The sequence below is a fragment of the Achromobacter pulmonis genome, assembly GCF_021733725.1.
GTDB classification, from domain to species: Bacteria; Pseudomonadota; Gammaproteobacteria; order Burkholderiales; family Burkholderiaceae_B; genus Achromobacter; species Achromobacter pulmonis.
The window spans coordinates 230,178-248,002 of the sequence record NZ_JAIFOT010000001.1; the positions used below are offsets into that span (position 1 = coordinate 230,178).

Sequence of the window (17,825 nt, forward strand, 5' to 3'; positions counted from 1 at the left end):
CCAGGCCGCGCCCGCTCATGTCCTCGCTTTATTGGCCCTATCTCATCGCCGACTATTACCGCGGCCTTGAGATCGTGACCGCCGTCGTCGGCGTGATCATCCTGCTGTCGAGCCTGGATGACCTGTTCATCGATGCCTGGTACTGGGTGCGCGAATTGCGGCGTTCGCTGACGATCAAGCGCCGCTATACGCCGCTGACGGCGTCGCAACTGCGCACCAAGCAAGAGCAGCCACTGGCGATCATGGTGCCCGCCTGGCTCGAGTACGACGTCATCGCCTCGATGCTCGAGACGATGGTGTCGACGCTCGAGTACAAGAACTACATGATCTTCGCCGGCACCTACCGGAACGATGCGCGCACCATCAAGGAAGTCGAGCGCATGCGGCGGCGTTACCGCCAGTTGATACGGGTGGAAGTGCCGCACGATGGCCCGACCTGCAAGGCCGACTGCCTGAACTGGATCGTGCAGGCCATCTTCGCCCAGGACGCGAGGCAGCCGGTGCCGTTCGCCGGCGTCATCCTGCACGACAGCGAAGACGTGCTGCACCCGCTGGAACTGAAGTACTACAACTATCTCCTGCCGCGCATCGACTTCATCCAGTTGCCGGTGACATCGCTGGAACGCCACTGGTACGAATTGGTGGCCGGCACCTACATGGACGAATTCGCCGAATGGCACACCAAGGATCTGGTCGTGCGCGAGAGCATGTCGAAGATGGTGCCGTCGGCCGGGGTCGGCACCTGCTTTTCGCGCCGCGCATTGGTCGAGCTGGCCGCCGAGACCAACAACCAGCCCTTCAATACCGACACGCTGACCGAGGACTATGACATCGGCGCGCGCCTGGCGCAGCGCGGCATGCGGCAGATCTTCGGCAAGTTCGGCGTCGAGTACGTGACCCGGCGCCGCGCCTGGTTCGGGCTGGGCAAGGAGAAGGTCTCCGCCATCCACATGCCGCTGGGCGTGCGGGAGTACTTTCCCAACACCTTCCGCACGGCTTATCGGCAGAAGGCGCGCTGGACGCTGGGCATCGGGCTGCAGGGCTGGCAACAGGTCGGCTGGACCGGTTCGCTGGCCACCAAGTACCTGCTGTTCCGCGACCGCAAGGGCCTGGTGACGTCGTTCATCGCGATCCTGGCATACCTGCTGCTGGCCAATTTCTTCCTGTTCTACCTGGCCGACCTGTTCGGCTGGTGGACCGTCTACTACCCGTCGTACTTCCGTCCCGGCGGCTGGCTGGTGACGCTGATGTGGATCAACGCGGTGGCCCTGCTGCTGCGGGTGATACAGCGCGGCTACTTCGTCGGCCGCATGTACGGCTGGGAACACGCGCTGCTGTCGATCCCGCGCATGATCGTCGGCAACTTCATCAATGCCATGGCCGCGGCGCGCGCCTGGAAGCTGTTCATCGGCCACCTGATCACCGGCAAGCGGCTGGCCTGGGACAAGACCATGCACGACTTCCCCTCGACTGACCAACTGGCGCAACAACGCCAGCGCCTGGGGGAATTGCTCTTGTCCTGGCAGGCGATCGATGAAGACAAACTATCGCGCGCGCTGGAAATCCAGTCACGCGACAAGCGGCCGCTGGGCGAGATCCTGATGGAACAGGGCTGGCTAGATGAAGGCACGCTGAAAGAGGCCATCCATTTCCAGCAAGGAGGCCAGACGGCCGACAACGCGCCCGCGCGCTCCGACGACAAACCCACGCCCCCATGAAGCCACTGACCCGTTCGTTCCTGCTGTCCGCCGCGCTGGCCTGCGCCGGCCACGCCGGGCCCGCCGCCGCCCAGTCGGCGCCGCGCGCCGCCGAGGCGCCGCTGGAAGGCGCCGCCTACCAGTTCGCCGACGAAGGCTACAAAAGCTACGATGCGGGCAATTACGTTCAGGCGCAGCATCAAGCCGAGTCCGCCATCGCCTTGCGTCCGGACGTCGAGCGCCTGCGCCTGCTGCTGATCTACGCGCTGCAGAAGCAGGGCAAGCTGCGCGAAGCCGACCAGGCCGCGGCCGACGCCATCAAGAGCGGCCTCGACACGCCGGCGCTGCGCCAGGCGCGCGCCAATCTGCGGCCGCGCGGTGCGCAGCCGGCCACGGGCGCCACGCCCGCCACCACCTCGGCCTACCGCCGCGGCTTTCCGATCGCCACGCGCGCCTACGCCGACTACAACCGCGCCGATTATCCGGCCGCGCAGCGCGGCGCCGAACAAGCCTTCCGCATCGATCCCAAGCAAGGCGCCTGGGCCATGCTGTGGCTCGATGCGCTGGAAGCCCAGGGCAAATATGCCGAGGCCGAGGCTGCCGCCGACAAGGCCATCGCGCTGGGCGCCCCCAACAAGAACGACCTGACGGCGCGCCGCACCACCATGAAGCGCCGCCTGGCGATCAAACCGGCCGAACAGGGCTATCAGGCGCTCATCGCCAATCGCCCCGGCGATGCCGTGCCTTTGGCGCGCCAGGCCGTGGCGCTGGCCCCCGACACCGCCAGCCACCGCCTGCTGCTGATGACCGCGTTGATGCTGGACAACCAGCTGGCCGCGGCCGAGGATGCCGCCACCGACGCGCTCAAGCAGGACGATGAAAACACCGTCGCGCTGGTGATGCGTGCCTACCTGCGTCAGCGCCAGGGCAAGACGGCGCAGGCCAATGCCGACTTCGACGCCGCGCTCAAGCAGGACTGGCTGGACGACGACCAGCGCCGCAACGTGCGCCTGATCGCCGCCGACGCCGCACTTGCCGGCGGCGAAACCCAGCGCGCGCTGGCCCTGCTGGCGCCGCTCGGCAACAACGACGAAGCCGCCACGGCCCGCCGCAAGCGGGCCCGCTCGGCCCCCGCCGTGCCGGCCACGCTGACACTGGCCAATTACCCCGCGCCCTTGCAGGACTGCCGCGATACCCCTTACGGCACGTCATGCGAATTGCTGCCCTCGGATGCCGCCGGCAGCGGCGGTCCGGCCGCCCAGGCTTATGCCGCCTATGCGCGCGAGGACTACCAGGAAGCGATTGCCCTGGCGCGCAAGGCGGCCGAACAGGACCCTGCCAACAAGGAGTTCCAGCGCCTGCTGACCACCGCGCTGGCCGCCGGCAATGCGGCGCAGTTGGCGGAAGCCGAACGGCGCATGGGCGCAGCGTTGGCGGCACAGCCCGACGACCCCGCCCTGCTGATGCAGCGCGGCTACCTGCACCAGCGCATGGGCCAGCCCGGGCTGGCGCTGCAGGACTTCCAGGCCGCGCGCGCCACCGGCAAGGCACCGCCGACCGTGATACTGGACGAAGGCTATGCGCTGTCCGGCGTCGGCGATAAGCGCGGCGCGGTGGAAAAACTGAAGCAGGCCATCGACGAAGCCGATGCCGGCAAGCTGCCGTTGACACCGCAGCAGCGTTTCGACACCCGCAGCGGCGTTGCCGGGCTGTCGCGCGAATGGGGCGGCTACGTCTCGGCCGGCTACCGGGGGGCCCGGCCGGCATCCTCCGGACTGGGCGGCGCGGCCATCACCGTGCCGGGCGACGCCGTGTTCAGCACGGCCGAGATTTTCTGGCGGCCAGCCGACTTCCTGAACTCCTCGACCCGCACGTTCGAGCTGTATGGGCGCCTGTCCAACACGCTTTACAACAAAGGCGGCAGGACCACCAGCCAGACCGTGTCGGACCCCTGTGGTGGCACCATCAATGTGGCCGAGACCTCGAACCAGGGTATTTCCGGCATCCCCACCACCGTGGGTTCGCTGGGCATGCGCTTCACGCCGTCCACCGAGGTCGGCCTGACTTTCGGCCTGGAGCGCCAATTCAACCTGGGAACCGCCACGCGCAAGGGCACGTTCAGCCCGGCGCCGGCGGACCTGCGCTGCGGCCTGAATCGCAGCAACCAGACTGCCTACTACAAGACCGACGCCGGCAGCGGCGGCTGGCTTGCCTATGTCACGTATGGCCTGTACGAAGGCACCACGCTGCGCATCGACCGTCCCGACTGGTTCACCATGGAAGGCTACGTACAGGCGGGCTATTCCTGGCAGGACATGTCGGCGCGCCTTTGGAAGCGCAACAACGCCACCGGCGCCGACACCGACCAGACCTCGGGCAAGATCAAGCGCGATCAGGCCTTCGGCGCCGGCGAATTGCGCGTGGGCCGCAGTTACCGGATGGACGCGATCAGCGACCGCCTGGTGTTCTTCCCCTACGCGGTGGTGGGCGTCGACTGGCTCTGGAACAAGAACCGCATGGTCGGCCTGGACATCAATGGCTCGGATTCGTATGGCCAGCTGGGCGACGGCTCCTCGTGGTCGATGGGCGCCGGCCCTGGCTTCAATCTGCGTTACTGGTTCCGCGAAGACCACTACAACGCGCCGCGTTCGTACCTGGACCTGACCACCCAATACCGCTTCAACATCGGCGGCGGCCAGGCCGACCGGGCCAAGGGGTTGTTCATCAACCTGACCCTGTCGTATTGAACCGCGCCCGCACATACCCATGAAGGAGTCCGCAAGCATGACCCCCCTCACCTTCCGCCCGCCGCGCCGCGTGCGCCTCGCTTCGACGCTGTGTGGCGCGCTGCTGGCGCTGGCCGCTGGCGTCTCGCAGGCGCAGCAGGCCTCATCCATCGTCATCCAGGGCAAGGACAACTGGTTGTTCCCCGGCTGGGGCAGCCTGACCCAGGTAGACATGCGTGGCATCGACGCCTCCACCCGGCTGGTGCGCGAAGCCCGCGATGCGCTGGCCGCCAAAGGCATCCAACTGGAAGTGCTGGTGCTGCCCGACAAGACCCTGTTCTACCAGGACAAGCTGCCCGATGGCACCACACTGAGCGCCGACGTCAAGAAGCGCTACCAGACCATCCTGGACAAGCTCAAGGCCGCCGGCATCGCCACCATCGATGACGAAGCCGTGCTGCGCCGTCTGAAGGACAGCGGCCAGAACGTCTTCTATCGTACCGACCAGCACTGGACCCAGGCCGCCGCCGATGCCACCGCCGAGGCCCTGGCGCAGCGCATCAAGCAGGACGTGAAAACGCTGGCCGGCAAGCCCGGCACCGGCATGGCGCTGGGCAGTGTGGTCAATGAACGCCGCTATGGCGACCTGGCCGAACTGTTCCTGACGCCCGACCAGCGCAAGCAGGCCGGCCGCGAAACCTTCACCGTGCGCCGCCAGGCCGACAATCAGAGCCTGATCGACGACGCGCCGGCGCCGGTACACGTGACCGGCCACAGCATGGTGCAGCCGTATTTCGGCTTTCCCCAGAAGCTGTCCAATGCGCTGGACCGTCCGGTTTCGGTGAACTGGAAGCCCGGCAACGTCGGCCAATGGATCATGCTGCTGGAATACCTGGAGTCGCCCGCCTTCAAGCAGAACAAACCGCAAGTGCTGGTGTGGCAGATGTTCGAGCCTACCTACGCGCAGGGCCCGGATGCCAAGGGCCTGTGGGACAACGCGTCCATCATGACCGTCGACGCCTGGCGTAGCCGCATGCAGGCGGCGGTGGGAAAGTAACGCCGTGGCCCAACCGGACAAGGCGGTCGCGGTGGCGACGCAGCCCGGCCATCGGCGCAACGCGATCGTGATCGGCGTGCTGCTGGCGCTCGGCCTGGGCTGGGGCGCCTGGTGCCTGGCGCAGGCCAAGCTGCGCGCCGCGGACATCGCGCCCGCGGCGTGGATGAACGGCTCTGCCGGCGCCCGGCTGAACCAGTCGCTGCGCCTGCCGGCGCAGGGCGCGGTGAATACCTGGAACGCCGCGATCCGCTATCGCGTGTTCGGCGATCTGGGCGATCAGGTCGCCATGGGCTGCCCGCAATGGCTGTTCTATCGCGACGGACTGCGACCGCAGCCCGGCGTCCATGTCTTCGATGAACGCCTGCGCCTGATGCGCCACTGGGTCGACCAATTGCGCCAACGCCAGGTACAGGTCCTGGTGGTGGCCGTGCCCGACAAATCCCGCATCGAGGCCGACCACCTGTGCGGCCAGACGGTGTCGCTGCCTATGCGGCAGACGCTGGATGCCTGGCAACAGGCGCTGAGCGCGCAGGGCGTGCCCTTCGTTGACCTGCGCGAGGCGCTGGCGCAAGCCGCGGCGCCGCGCTTCTTCCGCACCGATGTACACATGAATGCCAGCGGCGCCCAGGCCGCCGCCGCCCAAGTGGCGCAGGCCGCCTTGCCGCTGCTGGGCGGCCGCGGCAGCCAGATCTTCAAGGAAACGCCGACGGGCACGCCGCAACCGCGCATGGGCGACCTGATCGTGCTGGCCGGGCTGGAACAGGCGCGCCCGGGTTGGCGGCCCGAACTGGACCTGGCCGCGCCGCAGAAGATCGAGCCGGTGCGCGGTGGCGGGCTGCTCGACGATACGCCACCGGTGGAAGTGCTGTTGGCGGGCAGTTCCAACGGCCGCCGCAGCAATTTCGCCGAACGGCTGGGCAGGGACCTGGGCCGCGAGGTCTGGAACCTGAGCCTGGATGGCGGCCAGTTTTCCGGGGCCTTGCTGGTGGCGCTCAAGCAACGCGAACATTGGCCCAGCAGCCTGAAGCTGGTGATCTGGGAGTTTTCCGAAATGGCGCTGTCGCTGCCGCTGACCGAAGACGAGAAATCCGTGCTGGCCCGACTGCCCTGACCCCAGATGCTATTCAACTCCTACCTGTTCCTGCTGATCTTCCTGCCCGTCACGCTGGCCGTGTACTACGGCGCCGGACGCCTGAACCTGCGTCTGGCGGCGCTGTGGCTGTGCCTGACCTCGCTGGTGTTCTATGGCTGGTGGAATCCGCAGTTCGTGGTGCTGCTGGCGGGTTCTATCGCCTTCAACTTCCTGGTCAGCCTGCTGATCCTGCGCACCGCCGCGCGGCCAAAGCTGCAAGGCCTGATCGTGGGCCTGGGCGTGGGCGCCGACCTGGCGCTGCTGTTCCACTACAAGTACTTCGCCACGCTGCTCAACTTCCTGGCCGACCTGGGCATGACCAACTCGACCATGGACGCGATCATCCTGCCGCTGGGCATTTCGTTCTTCACCTTCACCCAGATCGGCTACCTGCTGGATTGCCGCGCCGGCGTGGTCAAGGAACGCAGCCTGCTCAGCTACGTGCTGTTCGTGACGTTCTTCCCGCACCTGATCGCCGGCCCGATCCTGCATCACAAGGAGATGATGCCGCAGTTCGCGCAGCCCGAGAACTACCGCTTCAAGGCCGAGAACCTGTCGGTGGGCGGCATGCTGTTCGTGATCGGACTGGCCAAGAAAGTGCTGTTGGCCGACGGCATCGCGCCCTACGCCGACGCCGGCTTCGCCGCGCCGGGCGAGTTGCTGTTCTGGGGCTCGTGGGGCGCCAGCCTGTGCTACGCCTTGCAGCTGTATTTCGACTTCTCCGGCTATTCGGACATGGCGCTGGGCCTGGCCAAGATGTTCGGCATCCGCTTCCCGCTGAATTTCAATTCGCCCTACAAGGCCAGCAGCATCATTGAATTCTGGGCGCGCTGGCACATGACGCTGACGCGCTACCTGACCGCCTACCTGTACTACCCGGTGGCCATGGCCATATCGAAGTGGCGCACCGACCGCAATCTGCCGGTCGGCGCCCAGGGCGTGGCCACGGCGGGCGGCTTTCTGGCCAGCATCGTCACGCCGACGCTGTTCACCATGGCGCTGGCGGGGGTCTGGCACGGCGCCGGTTTCCAGTTCCTGGTGTTCGGCCTGCTGCACGCCATGTACCTGTCGGTGAACCACGCCTGGCGCATCTTCGTGGTCGGCCGCAAGCCGGCGGCCGCCCGCAACCTGGGCGTGGCCCAGCGGGCCGCCTGCGTGCTGCTGACTTTCGTGGCGGTGCTGGTGGCGCAGGCCTTCTTCCGCGCCCACGGTGTCGGCGACGCCATGCTGCTGATGCAAGGCATGATCGGCCTGCGCGGCATGGAAACGATGGACCTGGCCACCCACGTCGGCGGCCTGGCCTGGGGCGATGCCTGGCGGGTGCTGGTCGGCCATCACCTGCAGCTGATCTATGCTGTGGTGCTGCTCGGCATCGCCTGGTTCGCGCCGAATGCGCACCAGATCCTGGGCCGCTACTCGCCGGCGCTGTTCAAACCCCAGGAGGCGCCCACGCCATGGATGCGCTGGCGCCCCAATCTGGCCTGGCTGGCCGTGATGCTGGCCCTGCTGTTTTTCTGCCTGGTGAACCTGCACAAGGAAACCCGGTTCCTCTATTTCCAATTCTGACCGCGGCGCGGTCGCGGAGCACGCTATGGACATCAATGACATCGAAGCCAAGGTGGCCGAACTCATCGAAGGCATCATCCTCACCAAGGTCGATCCCGATACCCTGCTGATCGAATCCGGGCTGGTGGACTCGCTGGCCGCGGTCGACGTGGCGCTGGCGGTGGAGCGCCAGTTCGGCTGCAAGATCCCGCCGACCGAGATCGACGTGCATCTGGAGTCCGTGCATACCCTGGCGGCATTCATCGCGGAGCACGCGCGCGCCTGACGTTTTCCCTTGGGGGCTGCAACATGCGTTTTGATTTCAAGGCCTACGATTTCGCCGACACCGACGCTGGCGCCGACGCCATCGCGGTGGTCGACGCGCAGGGCCCACTCACCTGGGGCGCGTTGCTGACGGCCACCCAAGCGTGGGAACAGGAAGCGCTGCGGGCTGGCGTCACCGCCGGCGTGCCGCTGGTTCTCTCGGGCCACAAGGAGGCCGCCTTTCTGGTGGCGATCCTGGGCTGCCTGCGGCTGCGCGTGCCGTTCGTGCCGGTCGACGTCATCAACCCGCCCGAGCGCATCGCCCGCATCGGCGAACTGGTGCGCGCCGGACTGCGCTATGACGCACAGGCCGGCGTCTTCGCTCCCGCCTGCGCCAGCCCCGCGCCGCTGGCCGAACACGGCCTGGCCTACATCATGTTCACTTCCGGCAGCACCGGCGACCCCAAGGGGGTGCAGATTGGCCGTGAAAGCGTGACCCTGTTCGCCGGCTGGATTCGCGACTGCCTGAACCTGGGCCCGGCGCCGGCGTTCATGGACCAGATGCTGTTCAGCTTCGACTTCTCGCTGTTCAACTGGGTTGGCGCGCTGGAACTGGGCGGCACCTGCGTGCTGTGCCCGCGCGAAACCATCGCGCAGCGCGATACCTTCGTGCAGTACCTGGCGGACACCGGCATCAACGTCTGGGCGTCCACGCCTTCGTTCGTGCGCCAGCAGCTGTTCAACCCGGACTTCGAGCAGGCCCGCCTGCCGCGGCTGCGGGTGTTCATGTTCGGCGCGGAGTCGCTCACCCCCACGCTGGCCGAAGCGCTGTGGCGGCGTTTTCCCACGGCGCGCATCATCAACTCGTACGGCCCCACCGAGGCGACCTGCTCCACCACCTGGGTCGAGATCGATTCCGGCCTGCGTGCCGAGGCGCCCAATCCGTTCCCCATCGGCCGCGCCAAGCCCTATGCCGAGGTCTTCATCGAGAACGGCGAGATCAGCATCGTCGGCGACCACGTCATGCGCGGCTATCTCAACCGCCCGGACCTGAACGCCTCGCGCATGTTCACGCGCAATGGCAAGCGCGGCTACCGCAGCGGCGACCTGGGCGAGATCGACGCGCGCGGCCTGGTGACGTTCCGCGGCCGGGTCGACGACCAGATCAAGCTGCACGGCTACCGCATTGAACTGGCCGAGATCGATGCCGCCATCGCCGCCCTGCCCGGCGCGCGCGCTGGCGCCACCGTGGCGCTGCGCCGGCCCGATGGCGCTATCATCCGACTGATCGGCTTCGTCGAGCCCGCGGCGGCCGGCCCCGCAGGCCTGCAACCGCTGCCGGCGGCACTCGATGACTGGAAAGCCGTGCTGGGCCGCACGCTGCCCCCTTACATGATCCCGTCCGAGCTGGTCGCCTGCCATCGCTTCCCGACAACCAGCACCGACAAGGCGGACCGCAAGCAACTCGAGCGCATGTATCTCGATGCCCGCCTCAGCAAGAAACCGGAGCCGCAAGCATGATCCGTCGCATTCATTTTTCCACCCTGGCATTGGCGCTGGCGTTGGCCTTGCCGGGCGCCGCCGCGCAGGCCGAGGGCGTGTTCGCCCAGCTCTATGCCGCGCGCCCGCCCGCGGGCTCGTCGTTTGTGCGCGTCGTCAATCCCGAGGCCAGCCCCGTGCGCGTGCAGATTGCCAATGGCCCGTCGCAGGAGATCAGCCCGACCCAGCCCGCCAGCACCTATGCCATCGTCAAGGGCAATCAGCCGTTCAACCTGCTGATCGACGGTAAACCGGCGGCCAGCCTGCAGGTCAAGCCCGACACCTTCACCACGCTGGTGGTGCGCCGCGACGGAGCCAACGCCACCTACGCCGCCATCGATGACAGCAATGGCGCGCAGGACGCGCTCAAGGCCGAACTGCGTTTCTACAATCTGGCGGCCGATTGCCCTGCCGCCAGGCTCGAAGTCAGCCCCACCGGTCCCACGCTGTTCCAGGACGTCAAGCCCGGCGCCTCGGCGGCGCGCGCCATCAATCCGGTCAGCGCCACGCTGGCCGCCGGCTGCGGCACGGTGCGCTCGCCCTCGTTGGTGCTGCCAGCCTTGCAGCCTGGCGACCATTACAGCCTGTTCCTCACCGGCAGCGCCACCGCGCCCACCCTGCACGGCCAGACCAGCGCCACCGACCCCTACGGCAGCAAGTAAGGAGGGCCCCATGCGCCGCGTTTTCCGGGACGACCACGAGCTCTTTCGCGATCAGGCGCGGCGCTTCGTCGCCCAAGAGATCGCGCCGCATTATGCCGAATGGGAAAAGGCCGGCATCGTACCGCGCACGCTCTGGCGCCGCGCCGGCCAGGAGGGTCTGCTCAACTGCGCCCTGCCCGAGCCCTACGGACTGGGCGGCGATTTCGGCCACGCCGCGGTGGTGATCGAGGAACTGGCGCGCGCCAACTTCCTTGGTATCGGATTCTCGATCCACTCCGACATGGTGTCACCCTATCTGAACGCCTTCGGCACCTCCGAGCAGAAGACGCGCTGGCTGCCCGCGATGACGCGCGGCGAAATCATCGGCGCCATCGCCCTGACCGAACCGGGCGCGGGCAGCGATCTGAAAGCGGTGCGCACGCGTGCGCATCGCGACGGCGAAGCCTATGTGCTGAACGGCCAGAAGACCTTCATCACCAATGGCGTCAACGCCGGCCTGGCGATCGTGCTGGCCAGCACCGCCCCCGATCTGGGCGCGCGCGGCCTGTCGCTGTTCTGTGTCGAGGAAAACCTGCCCGGCTACACCAAGGGCCCCGCACTGAACAAGATCGGCCAGCATTGCCAGGACACTTGCGAACTGTATTTCGACGACGTGCGCCTGCCAGCCGACTGCCTGCTGGGCCAGGAGAACCATGCCTTCGAATATCTGACGCAGGAACTCGCGCGTGAACGCCTGGCGATCGCGCTGCGCGCCGGCGCCTCGCTCGAAGGCATGCTGGACGACGCCGTCGAATACACCCGCAACCGCAAGGTATTCGGCCGCCGGGTGTTCGACTACCAGAACACGCGCTTCAAGCTGGCCAGCGCGCGCGCCCAGAGCGCCATGCTGCGGGTGTTCCTGGACGATTGCCTGGCGCGCCACATGGCCGGCGAACTGGACGCCACCAGCGCCGCCATCGCCAAGCTCAACGCCACCGAAATGCAGGGCGCGGTGCTGGATGACCTGCTGCAACTCTACGGCGGCTATGGCTACATGGCCGAGTACGGCATCGGCCGCGCCTGGGTCGACGCGCGCGCGCTGCGCCTGTTCGGGGGCACCAGCGAGATCATGCGGGAAATCATCGGGCGGGGCTTTCTCTGAGCGTCCGCGGATTCAGGCCCGCGCCGCCATCCAGGCATCGCGCAGCGCGCGGGCCTCAGGCGTGTCGCCAATCACCCAGGGATCGATCGTGAACGCCACGATGCGCTTGGCGCCGTAGCCACGGGCCACGTCCCATTGCTGCTTGACCCGGCCGAAATCGGCCGAACGCGCCTTGAACGTGGTGCCATCCGTGCTGCCCGAAGGCAGTTCCTCGAACAGTTCCATGATCAGATCGAATGACGCCCCCCGCCGCAGCAGCATGTCGTGCAGCGGTTCCAGCGCCCGGTAGTTGGCCAGGCCCGCCACGCCCACGCCATCCTGAATCATGGGATGGATGCGCACCTGGTCGAGGATCAGCGCCCACAGCTTCATCAGCGAGCCACCGCCCGGGAGCCGGCTGTGATAAGTGGATATCGACGGGAGTCGACCGCAACTGGCCAGCGAGGCGCTGGCGAAGGCTTCCAGCCACGGCAGCAGCAGCGCCTGGCGCGCAGGCCGCGCCCAGTTGTATTGCTCCAGCTCGTAGGGCACGTACCAGCCGCGGAAATTCTTCCGCTCGGGCCATGCGGCGTTGCGCATATAGGCCACGCCACGGTCGCGGGTGCGGTTCAGGTAGGCGGCCAGCGCCGCCTTGTCCGGCGAGGCCAGCATGTTCCACCAGCGCTGGTCGTAAGGCAGGCCGACATGCACGCCCAGGCCATGGCGCTGCGCCTGATCGAAGATCGCATCCAGCAGCGGCCGCGGCGCCATCCAGTCGTCGGGCCGGCCGCCCTCCAGGCCGACCCATTGCAAGAAGATCTCGCGGCAGCCCAGTTGGCGATAGGCGGCAAAGCGGCGGTCCCATTCCTCGCGCGTCAGGTCGAGATGGCTGCGCCACAATTGCAGGAAGGTCGCGCCCAGTGAAATCGGCGGCGCACAGGCCGCCAGCGGCGCGAGCGCCGCTAGCGCCGCCGCCTGCAGCAGGCGACGGCGCGTCAGCGAGGAATGCCGCACTCGCGCCAGAGGACAGTCCCTGCCGGGTTCAGCCGCGATTGCCGAACAGGCCCGGCAGCGCCGCCAGCAAGTCGGCCGGGTTGAATCCCTGGCCCGGCTGGACCGCGCCTTCAGGCGTGGCCTTGTCGATCAATTGCGGCAGCAGCGCGGACAACGAACCCAGCACCGAGCCGGTATCCTGGCCGGTCTTGCTGGCCAGTTCGTTGACCACGCCCGGATCCAGCACGCGGCCAAGCTGGTCGGCGCTGACCGGCAGGTTCTGGCCCTGGCCGATCCACGAGGCGATGATTTCCCCCAAACCGCCCTGCTGGAAGCTGGCGATCAGGCCGGACAGCCCCCCCGGGTACTTGTTCAGTTGTTCAATCAGGGCCGGCAGCAGCGAGGCCGAGCCCCCTTGCTGGCCGCCGCTGGCCATCGAGGTCAAAGTATCCAATAGGCTCATCGCCATGCTCCAGGAAAGTCGGAAATCCAGTATAGGCCCAGGAGGCCAGGGCATCCGTCATTCGGCGCGCACGGGAGCCGATCTTTGCAAAACTTGTCCTTTGGCCCGGCCCTGGCCGGCGCCGCGCAGCGCGTGCAGGGCCTTCTGGCCGGCGCGGCCGTCGGCGGTCAGGCCCAGGGCACGCTGTGCCGCCCGCAAGGCCGTGCGAGTGCGCTCGCCGATCATGCCATCGGGTTCACCCGGTTCATAGCCCAGCGCGATCAGCAGTTTTTGCAGTTCGCGCCGCTCGGCCCGCGACAGGCCGGGATCGTCCGTCGGCCAGGGCTGCGCCAGCGGCCCGCCACCACGCAGGCGGTCGGACAGGTGCGCAATCGCCAGCGCGTAACTCTCCGCAGCGTTATACGAATACAGCGCATCGAAGTTGCGTGTCACCAGGAAGGCTGGCCCCTGCGGACCGGCCGGCAGCAGCAGGCCCGCAGGCGTGGCGCCGGGCGGCAATGGCGTGCCATCGGCGCGCGTCAGGCCCTGCCCGCGCCAGAACGACAGCGGGCGCTTGTGTTTACGCCCGCTGCCAGCCGTACTCAGACCCGCCGGCAGCTTGACCTCGTAGCCCCAGTCCAGGTCGCGGTTCCATCCCGCGCGCTTGAGAAAGTGCGCGGTGGATGCCAACGCATCCGGCACGCTGTCGATCAGGTCGCGGCGGCCGTCGCCGTCGAAATCCACCGCCAGCCGCAGATAGGTCGAGGGCATGAACTGGGTCTGGCCAAAGGCGCCGGCCCATGAACCCTTGAGCTTGTCCGGATCGATATGCTCGTCCTGGATGATCTTGAGCGTGGCGTAGAACTCGCCGCGGAAATACGCCTGCCGGCGGCCGAAGCAGGATAACGTCGACAGCGAGGTCAGCAGCGGCCGCCCGCCCAGGGTGCGGCCATAATTGCTCTCGACGCCCCACACCGCCGCGATGGTGGCGGCATCCACGCCATAACGCGCGGCGGCGCGGTCGAGCTCGGTGCGCCAGCGCGCGATGCCCTCCCGACCATCGGCGACGCGCTCGGTGTCGACCAACGCCGCCATGTAATCCCAGATCGGCGTCTTGAATTCAGGCTGCGCATCCAGCAGGCCGATCACGGCCATGTCGGGAGACAACCTGGCGGTGTGCGCATCGTAGGTGGCGCCGGACACGCCAGCCTTGATGGCCGGCGCGCGCAGGCCGGCCAGGCAGGCCGCGAAGGCATCGGCCGCCCGCGCGGCCGGCGGACACAGCGCCAGCGTAAGCGCAGCCAGGACAGCGGCGTGACGGGGGGTCATGTCGAGGGGGTCCCCGTGCGGGGGCCGGCCGCGTCGCCCTGCAAGCGCGGCTGCCAATCTTCGATCTGGCCCAGGCGCGCGCGCTTCTCGAACAGCGCGCGCCAGTTGGGCGAAAGCGTCGGCAGCGCGGCCAGTTCGCTCAACGTGGGCACATCCAGCACCCGGCGATTGAGAATGTCCTGGACCCGGGCCAGCGTCCATTGCGGATGGGGCCGCTCGCGCAGCGACAGCACGTCGCCCGGCGCCAGCCAGCCTGCGCGCAACACGCGGTAGTACCAGCCAGTCTTGCCGCTGGCCTGCACCCGCGCCGCCATGCCGGCATGGTCGAAACGATGATTCAGCTTCCAGCACGGCTGGCGCGCCTGCGACACCTGGATCAACGCCTCGCCCACGGCATAGATGTCGCCCACGCAGACATCGTGCTCGGTCATGCCTGTCGTGGAGAGGTTCTCGCCGAACGCGCCCGGCGCGTCCAGCACGGCGCGCGCGCCCAATTCACGCAACCAATCCGGATAGTGATCACGCGCGTAATGGTGCAGCGCCTTTTCCGGCCCGCCATGGAAACGGCGGTCGGCCTGCGCGTCGCCACGCAGCCCCTGCGCGCCCAGCCACAGCGGTATGGCGACCGGGTGCTTGTCGATGCCGCTGTCGCGGCCGGAATCGCCCAGCGGGCGCACATCGCCCGTCAGCAGCGCGTCGATGACAATATCCATGCGCCGCTATCCCCGGTCCGCCTGCAACGCCGCCAGCTCGGCGTCGTCGAAGCCGGCGGCGCGGCGCGCCTGCAGGTTGAAGGGCCCGCGCAGGCGCGGCGCCCGGTAGCGCGCGGCCAGCTCGGCGTAGCAGGCGACCGGTTCCCTGCCCTGTTCGGCGCACAGCCGCTTGAACCAATGGTTGCCGATCGCCACATGGCCGATCTCGTCGCGCAGGATGATGTCGACGATGGCCGCGCTCTGCGCATCGCCCGCGCCCGCCAGCTTGTTGCGGATCAGCGGCGAGGCGTCCAGCCCGCGCGCCTCCAGCGTGCGCGGCACCAGCGCCAGCCGCGCCAGCAGATCGTCGCGGGTGCGTTCGGCCATTTCCCACAGGCCATTGTGGCCGGGAAAATCACCGTAGGCGTGGCCCAGGTCGGCAAGGCGCTGGTTGAGCAGTTCGAAGTGGCTGGCCTCTTCGCGCGCCACCCGCAACCAGTCGCGATAGAACGCCTCGGGCATGCCGGCAAAGCGCCAGAGGATGTCCAGCGCCAGGTTCACCGCGTTGAATTCGATATGCGCCAGGGCGTGCAACAGCGCGGCGCGGCCCTCCTGCGTGGCCATGGAACGCTGCGGCACCTCGTTCGGCGCGACCAGCGCCGGTGCGGCTGGCCGGCCCGGCAGCCCGGCCAGCGCGGCGTAGGGGCGCGCGCGGTCCAGTGGCGCATCGTCGTCAATGGCGCGCACGCGCGCCAGCTTGTCGGCCCAGCCGCAGGCGGCCAGCGCCTGCAGCGCCTGGGCCCGCAGGCAGGCCGTGTCGCGAGGGGGCGGCCGATTGCCGTCGGGGGGGAGGATCGAATTGCTATCCATCAGGATTTCCGCTGTGCGGCGGCCGCGAGCCGCCCGCTGGACAAAGACCAAAGCAAACACAATAACCCTGCGCACTCATCAGGCGCGGTGCGCCGCGCGCCAGCGGAGACTTTATCATTCGTCCATGGATTCGCCGCTCCGCCTGACCATCGAAACCGACCTGTCCCGCGTTGCCGCCCCCCAGTGGGACGCGCTGGCCGGCGACCAGCCGTTCCTGCGGCATGCCTTCCTGCATGCCCTGCACGACAGCGGCTGCGCGGCGCCACGCACCGGCTGGTCGCCTCACTACCTGATGCTGTGGCGTGGCGACACCCTGGCCGGCGCCGTGCCGCTATACCTGAAATCGCATTCCCGCGGCGAGTACGTATTCGACTACGCCTGGGCCGACGCCTTCGAACGCCATGGCCTGCGCTACTACCCCAAACTGCTGGCGGCGGTGCCGTTCACCCCCGTTTCGGGTCCGCGCCTGTTGGCCGCCCGCGACGAAGACCGCGACACGCTGGTGCGCGGGCTGGTGGCCTTCGCCGAAGAGATCCAGGTTTCGTCGCTGCACCTGTTGTTTCCCGCCGCGGCCGACCTGCGCGCGCTGCGCCACGCCGGATTCATGATCCGCGAAAGCGTGCAGTTCCACTGGACCAATCCTGGCTACGCCGACTTCGACGCCTTCCTGGCCACCATGAGCCATGACAAGCGCAAGAAGATCCGCCAGGACCGCAAGAAAGTGGCGCAGGCCGGGCTGGCGTTCCGCTGGCTGCGCGGCGCGCAGATCGACGCGGCCGCCCTGGACTTCTTCTACCAGTGCTATTGCCACACCTATTTCAACCACGGCAATCCGCCCTACCTGAGCCGCGAATTCTTCCTGCGCGCCTACCACGACCAGCCCGACGCTTTCGTGCTGATCCTGGCCGAGCGCGACGGCCAGCCGGTAGCGGCGGCCCTGAACCTGGCGGGCGGCGACGCGCTCTACGGAAGGTATTGGGGCGCGACGGAATACGTGCCGGGACTGCATTTCGAGACCTGCTACCTGCAGGCCATCGCCTTTTGCATCGCCCACGGCCTGGCGCGCTTTGAAGGCGGCGCGCAAGGCGAACACAAGATGGCGCGCGGGCTGCTGCCCACGCCTACCTGGTCGGCCCATTGGGTCGCCGACCCGCGCTTCGCGGCCGCGATCCAGCATTTTCTCGACGAGGAAACCGCCGCGGTGGACGACTACCTGGGCGAACTCGAGGCCCACACGCCGTTCAAGCGCGCGGCGCCGGACTGAGGCCTACAGGAAACGGTCCAGCAGTTTGCGGCTGTGCTTGTCGAGCGACAGAATGTCGCGCACCAGGTAGAAGATGCCGTGGCTGTCGGCGATCAGCAAAGTCTGCGGCCCCAGGCGGCGGATGTCTTCCTCGCCGCGCAGCGTGAACCGGGTCGGTCCCCTGTCGGTTTCCACGCTCCAGACACTGGGCGTGGCGAAGGTGGACACACTGGACAGCTTGCGAATCTCGGGCATGAACTCGCGGCCGGCCAGTTCTTCTTCGATCAGCGCACGCTCGGCGGCGGGCACCTCGGCCAGCCGTTCGACCCACAGCAATTCGCGGCCTTCGCTGGTCACCAGCGACAAACCGCGGTCGGCCTCACTGATGGGAAAGGCGCGTACCGGGATCACGCCTTCGTGCGCAACGCCATCGGCGCCCTGGAACACCAGGCGCCCGAAGGCATTGCGTCGCAACTGGAAAACGGGAAGCGTCATGACGGTTATCTCGGTTCCG

16 protein-coding genes are annotated in these 17,825 nt (G+C 67.8%); 10 read left to right on the plus strand and 6 right to left on the minus strand.

From position 1 onward, the window contains the following. Positions 1–17: 17 nt before the first annotated feature. The 9 genes from K2W61_RS01120 to K2W61_RS01160 all read left to right on the plus strand — a co-directional run bounded on the left by K2W61_RS01120 (position 18) and on the right by K2W61_RS01160 (position 11,763). Positions 18–1,718, plus strand: a complete 1,701-nt coding sequence (locus tag K2W61_RS01120; RefSeq protein ID WP_236754959.1) for a glycosyl transferase family protein — start codon at positions 18–20, stop codon at positions 1,716–1,718. A 2,294-nt stretch (positions 1,719–4,012) separates the two neighbouring features. Next, positions 4,013–4,444: an NfrA family protein gene (locus K2W61_RS27835; protein WP_419761626.1), complete on the plus strand. Its 432-nt coding sequence runs from the start codon at positions 4,013–4,015 to the stop codon at positions 4,442–4,444. 37 nt (positions 4,445–4,481) lie between these two features. Next, positions 4,482–5,480 carry an alginate O-acetyltransferase AlgX-related protein gene (locus tag K2W61_RS01130; RefSeq protein ID WP_175134931.1) on the plus strand — a complete coding sequence of 333 codons (999 nt, stop codon included), beginning with the start codon at positions 4,482–4,484 and terminating at the stop codon, positions 5,478–5,480. 4 nt (positions 5,481–5,484) lie between these two features. Beyond that, positions 5,485–6,591: an alginate O-acetyltransferase AlgX-related protein gene (locus K2W61_RS01135; protein ID WP_175134930.1), complete on the plus strand. Its 1,107-nt coding sequence runs from the start codon at positions 5,485–5,487 to the stop codon at positions 6,589–6,591. Between the two features lie 6 nt (positions 6,592–6,597). After that, complete coding sequence (locus K2W61_RS01140) at positions 6,598–8,178, plus strand: MBOAT family O-acyltransferase (protein ID WP_236754960.1); 1,581 nt, start codon at positions 6,598–6,600, stop codon at positions 8,176–8,178. 25 nt (positions 8,179–8,203) lie between these two features. Beyond that, positions 8,204–8,443 carry an acyl carrier protein gene (locus K2W61_RS01145; RefSeq protein WP_175134928.1) on the plus strand — a complete coding sequence of 80 codons (240 nt, stop codon included), beginning with the start codon at positions 8,204–8,206 and terminating at the stop codon, positions 8,441–8,443. 23 nt (positions 8,444–8,466) lie between these two features. Beyond that, positions 8,467–9,942, plus strand: coding sequence for an AMP-binding protein (locus K2W61_RS01150; RefSeq protein WP_236754961.1), 1,476 nt, complete (start codon positions 8,467–8,469; stop codon positions 9,940–9,942). After that, positions 9,939–10,622, plus strand: a complete 684-nt coding sequence (locus tag K2W61_RS01155) for an alginate O-acetyltransferase AlgF (RefSeq protein ID WP_175140738.1) — start codon at positions 9,939–9,941, stop codon at positions 10,620–10,622. The genes K2W61_RS01150 and K2W61_RS01155 overlap by 4 nt, the downstream gene beginning before the upstream one ends. A gap of 10 nt (positions 10,623–10,632) precedes the next feature. Then, positions 10,633–11,763 (plus strand): acyl-CoA dehydrogenase family protein, encoded by a 1,131-nt coding sequence (locus tag K2W61_RS01160; protein WP_175134925.1) that lies wholly within the window; start codon positions 10,633–10,635, stop codon positions 11,761–11,763. 12 nt (positions 11,764–11,775) lie between these two features. Here K2W61_RS01160 and K2W61_RS01165 read toward each other — a convergent pair whose 3' ends face one another. The 5 genes from K2W61_RS01165 to K2W61_RS01185 are packed head-to-tail and all read right to left on the minus strand — an operon-like array spanning position 11,776 to position 16,068. After that, the gene (locus K2W61_RS01165) at positions 11,776–12,756 is read right to left on the minus strand and encodes a DUF4434 domain-containing protein (protein ID WP_236754962.1); all 981 of its coding nucleotides are present in this window, start codon (positions 12,754–12,756) and stop codon (positions 11,776–11,778) included. Between the two features lie 28 nt (positions 12,757–12,784). Beyond that, positions 12,785–13,198, minus strand: coding sequence for a YidB family protein (locus K2W61_RS01170; protein WP_175134924.1), 414 nt, complete (start codon positions 13,196–13,198; stop codon positions 12,785–12,787). 57 nt (positions 13,199–13,255) lie between these two features. Next, entirely contained in the window at positions 13,256–14,506 is a 1,251-nt protein-coding gene (locus tag K2W61_RS01175; RefSeq protein ID WP_236754963.1) for a lytic murein transglycosylase, read from the minus strand. Beyond that, positions 14,503–15,219, minus strand: a complete 717-nt coding sequence (locus tag K2W61_RS01180; RefSeq protein WP_236754964.1) for an MOSC domain-containing protein — start codon at positions 15,217–15,219, stop codon at positions 14,503–14,505. Before K2W61_RS01180 ends, K2W61_RS01175 begins: the two co-directional genes overlap by 4 nt. 6 nt (positions 15,220–15,225) lie before the next feature. Next, a complete protein-coding gene (locus K2W61_RS01185) occupies positions 15,226–16,068 on the minus strand; it encodes a ferritin-like domain-containing protein (RefSeq protein ID WP_175134921.1) in 843 nt (280 codons plus the stop codon). 124 nt (positions 16,069–16,192) lie between these two features. Between K2W61_RS01185 and K2W61_RS01190 the strand changes: the two genes are divergently transcribed. Beyond that, a complete protein-coding gene (locus tag K2W61_RS01190) occupies positions 16,193–17,332 on the plus strand; it encodes a GNAT family N-acetyltransferase (protein ID WP_175140734.1) in 1,140 nt (379 codons plus the stop codon). 3 nt (positions 17,333–17,335) lie between these two features. Here K2W61_RS01190 and K2W61_RS01195 read toward each other — a convergent pair whose 3' ends face one another. Further along, positions 17,336–17,806, minus strand: coding sequence for a cyanophycin metabolism-associated DUF1854 family protein (locus K2W61_RS01195; protein WP_175140733.1), 471 nt, complete (start codon positions 17,804–17,806; stop codon positions 17,336–17,338). Between the last annotated feature and the right edge of the window lie 19 nt (positions 17,807–17,825).

Bases quoted from the DNA above. Each gene is read 5' to 3' on its own strand.
- K2W61_RS01120 (WP_236754959.1), top strand. From the start codon at position 18: ATGTCCTCGCTTTATTGGCCCTATCTCATCGCCGACTATTACCGCGGC.
- K2W61_RS27835 (WP_419761626.1), top strand. From the start codon at position 4,013: ATGTCGGCGCGCCTTTGGAAGCGCAACAACGCCACCGGCGCCGACACC.
- K2W61_RS01130 (WP_175134931.1), top strand. From the start codon at position 4,482: ATGACCCCCCTCACCTTCCGCCCGCCGCGCCGCGTGCGCCTCGCTTCG.
- K2W61_RS01140 (WP_236754960.1), top strand. From the start codon at position 6,598: ATGCTATTCAACTCCTACCTGTTCCTGCTGATCTTCCTGCCCGTCACG.
- K2W61_RS01145 (WP_175134928.1), top strand. From the start codon at position 8,204: ATGGACATCAATGACATCGAAGCCAAGGTGGCCGAACTCATCGAAGGC.
- K2W61_RS01150 (WP_236754961.1), top strand. From the start codon at position 8,467: ATGCGTTTTGATTTCAAGGCCTACGATTTCGCCGACACCGACGCTGGC.
- K2W61_RS01155 (WP_175140738.1), top strand. From the start codon at position 9,939: ATGATCCGTCGCATTCATTTTTCCACCCTGGCATTGGCGCTGGCGTTG.
- K2W61_RS01160 (WP_175134925.1), top strand. From the start codon at position 10,633: ATGCGCCGCGTTTTCCGGGACGACCACGAGCTCTTTCGCGATCAGGCG.
- K2W61_RS01170 (WP_175134924.1), bottom strand. From the start codon at position 13,198: ATGAGCCTATTGGATACTTTGACCTCGATGGCCAGCGGCGGCCAGCAA.
- K2W61_RS01175 (WP_236754963.1), bottom strand. From the start codon at position 14,506: ATGACCCCCCGTCACGCCGCTGTCCTGGCTGCGCTTACGCTGGCGCTG.
- K2W61_RS01180 (WP_236754964.1), bottom strand. From the start codon at position 15,219: ATGGATATTGTCATCGACGCGCTGCTGACGGGCGATGTGCGCCCGCTG.
- K2W61_RS01185 (WP_175134921.1), bottom strand. From the start codon at position 16,068: ATGGATAGCAATTCGATCCTCCCCCCCGACGGCAATCGGCCGCCCCCT.
- K2W61_RS01190 (WP_175140734.1), top strand. From the start codon at position 16,193: ATGGATTCGCCGCTCCGCCTGACCATCGAAACCGACCTGTCCCGCGTT.
- K2W61_RS01195 (WP_175140733.1), bottom strand. From the start codon at position 17,806: ATGACGCTTCCCGTTTTCCAGTTGCGACGCAATGCCTTCGGGCGCCTG.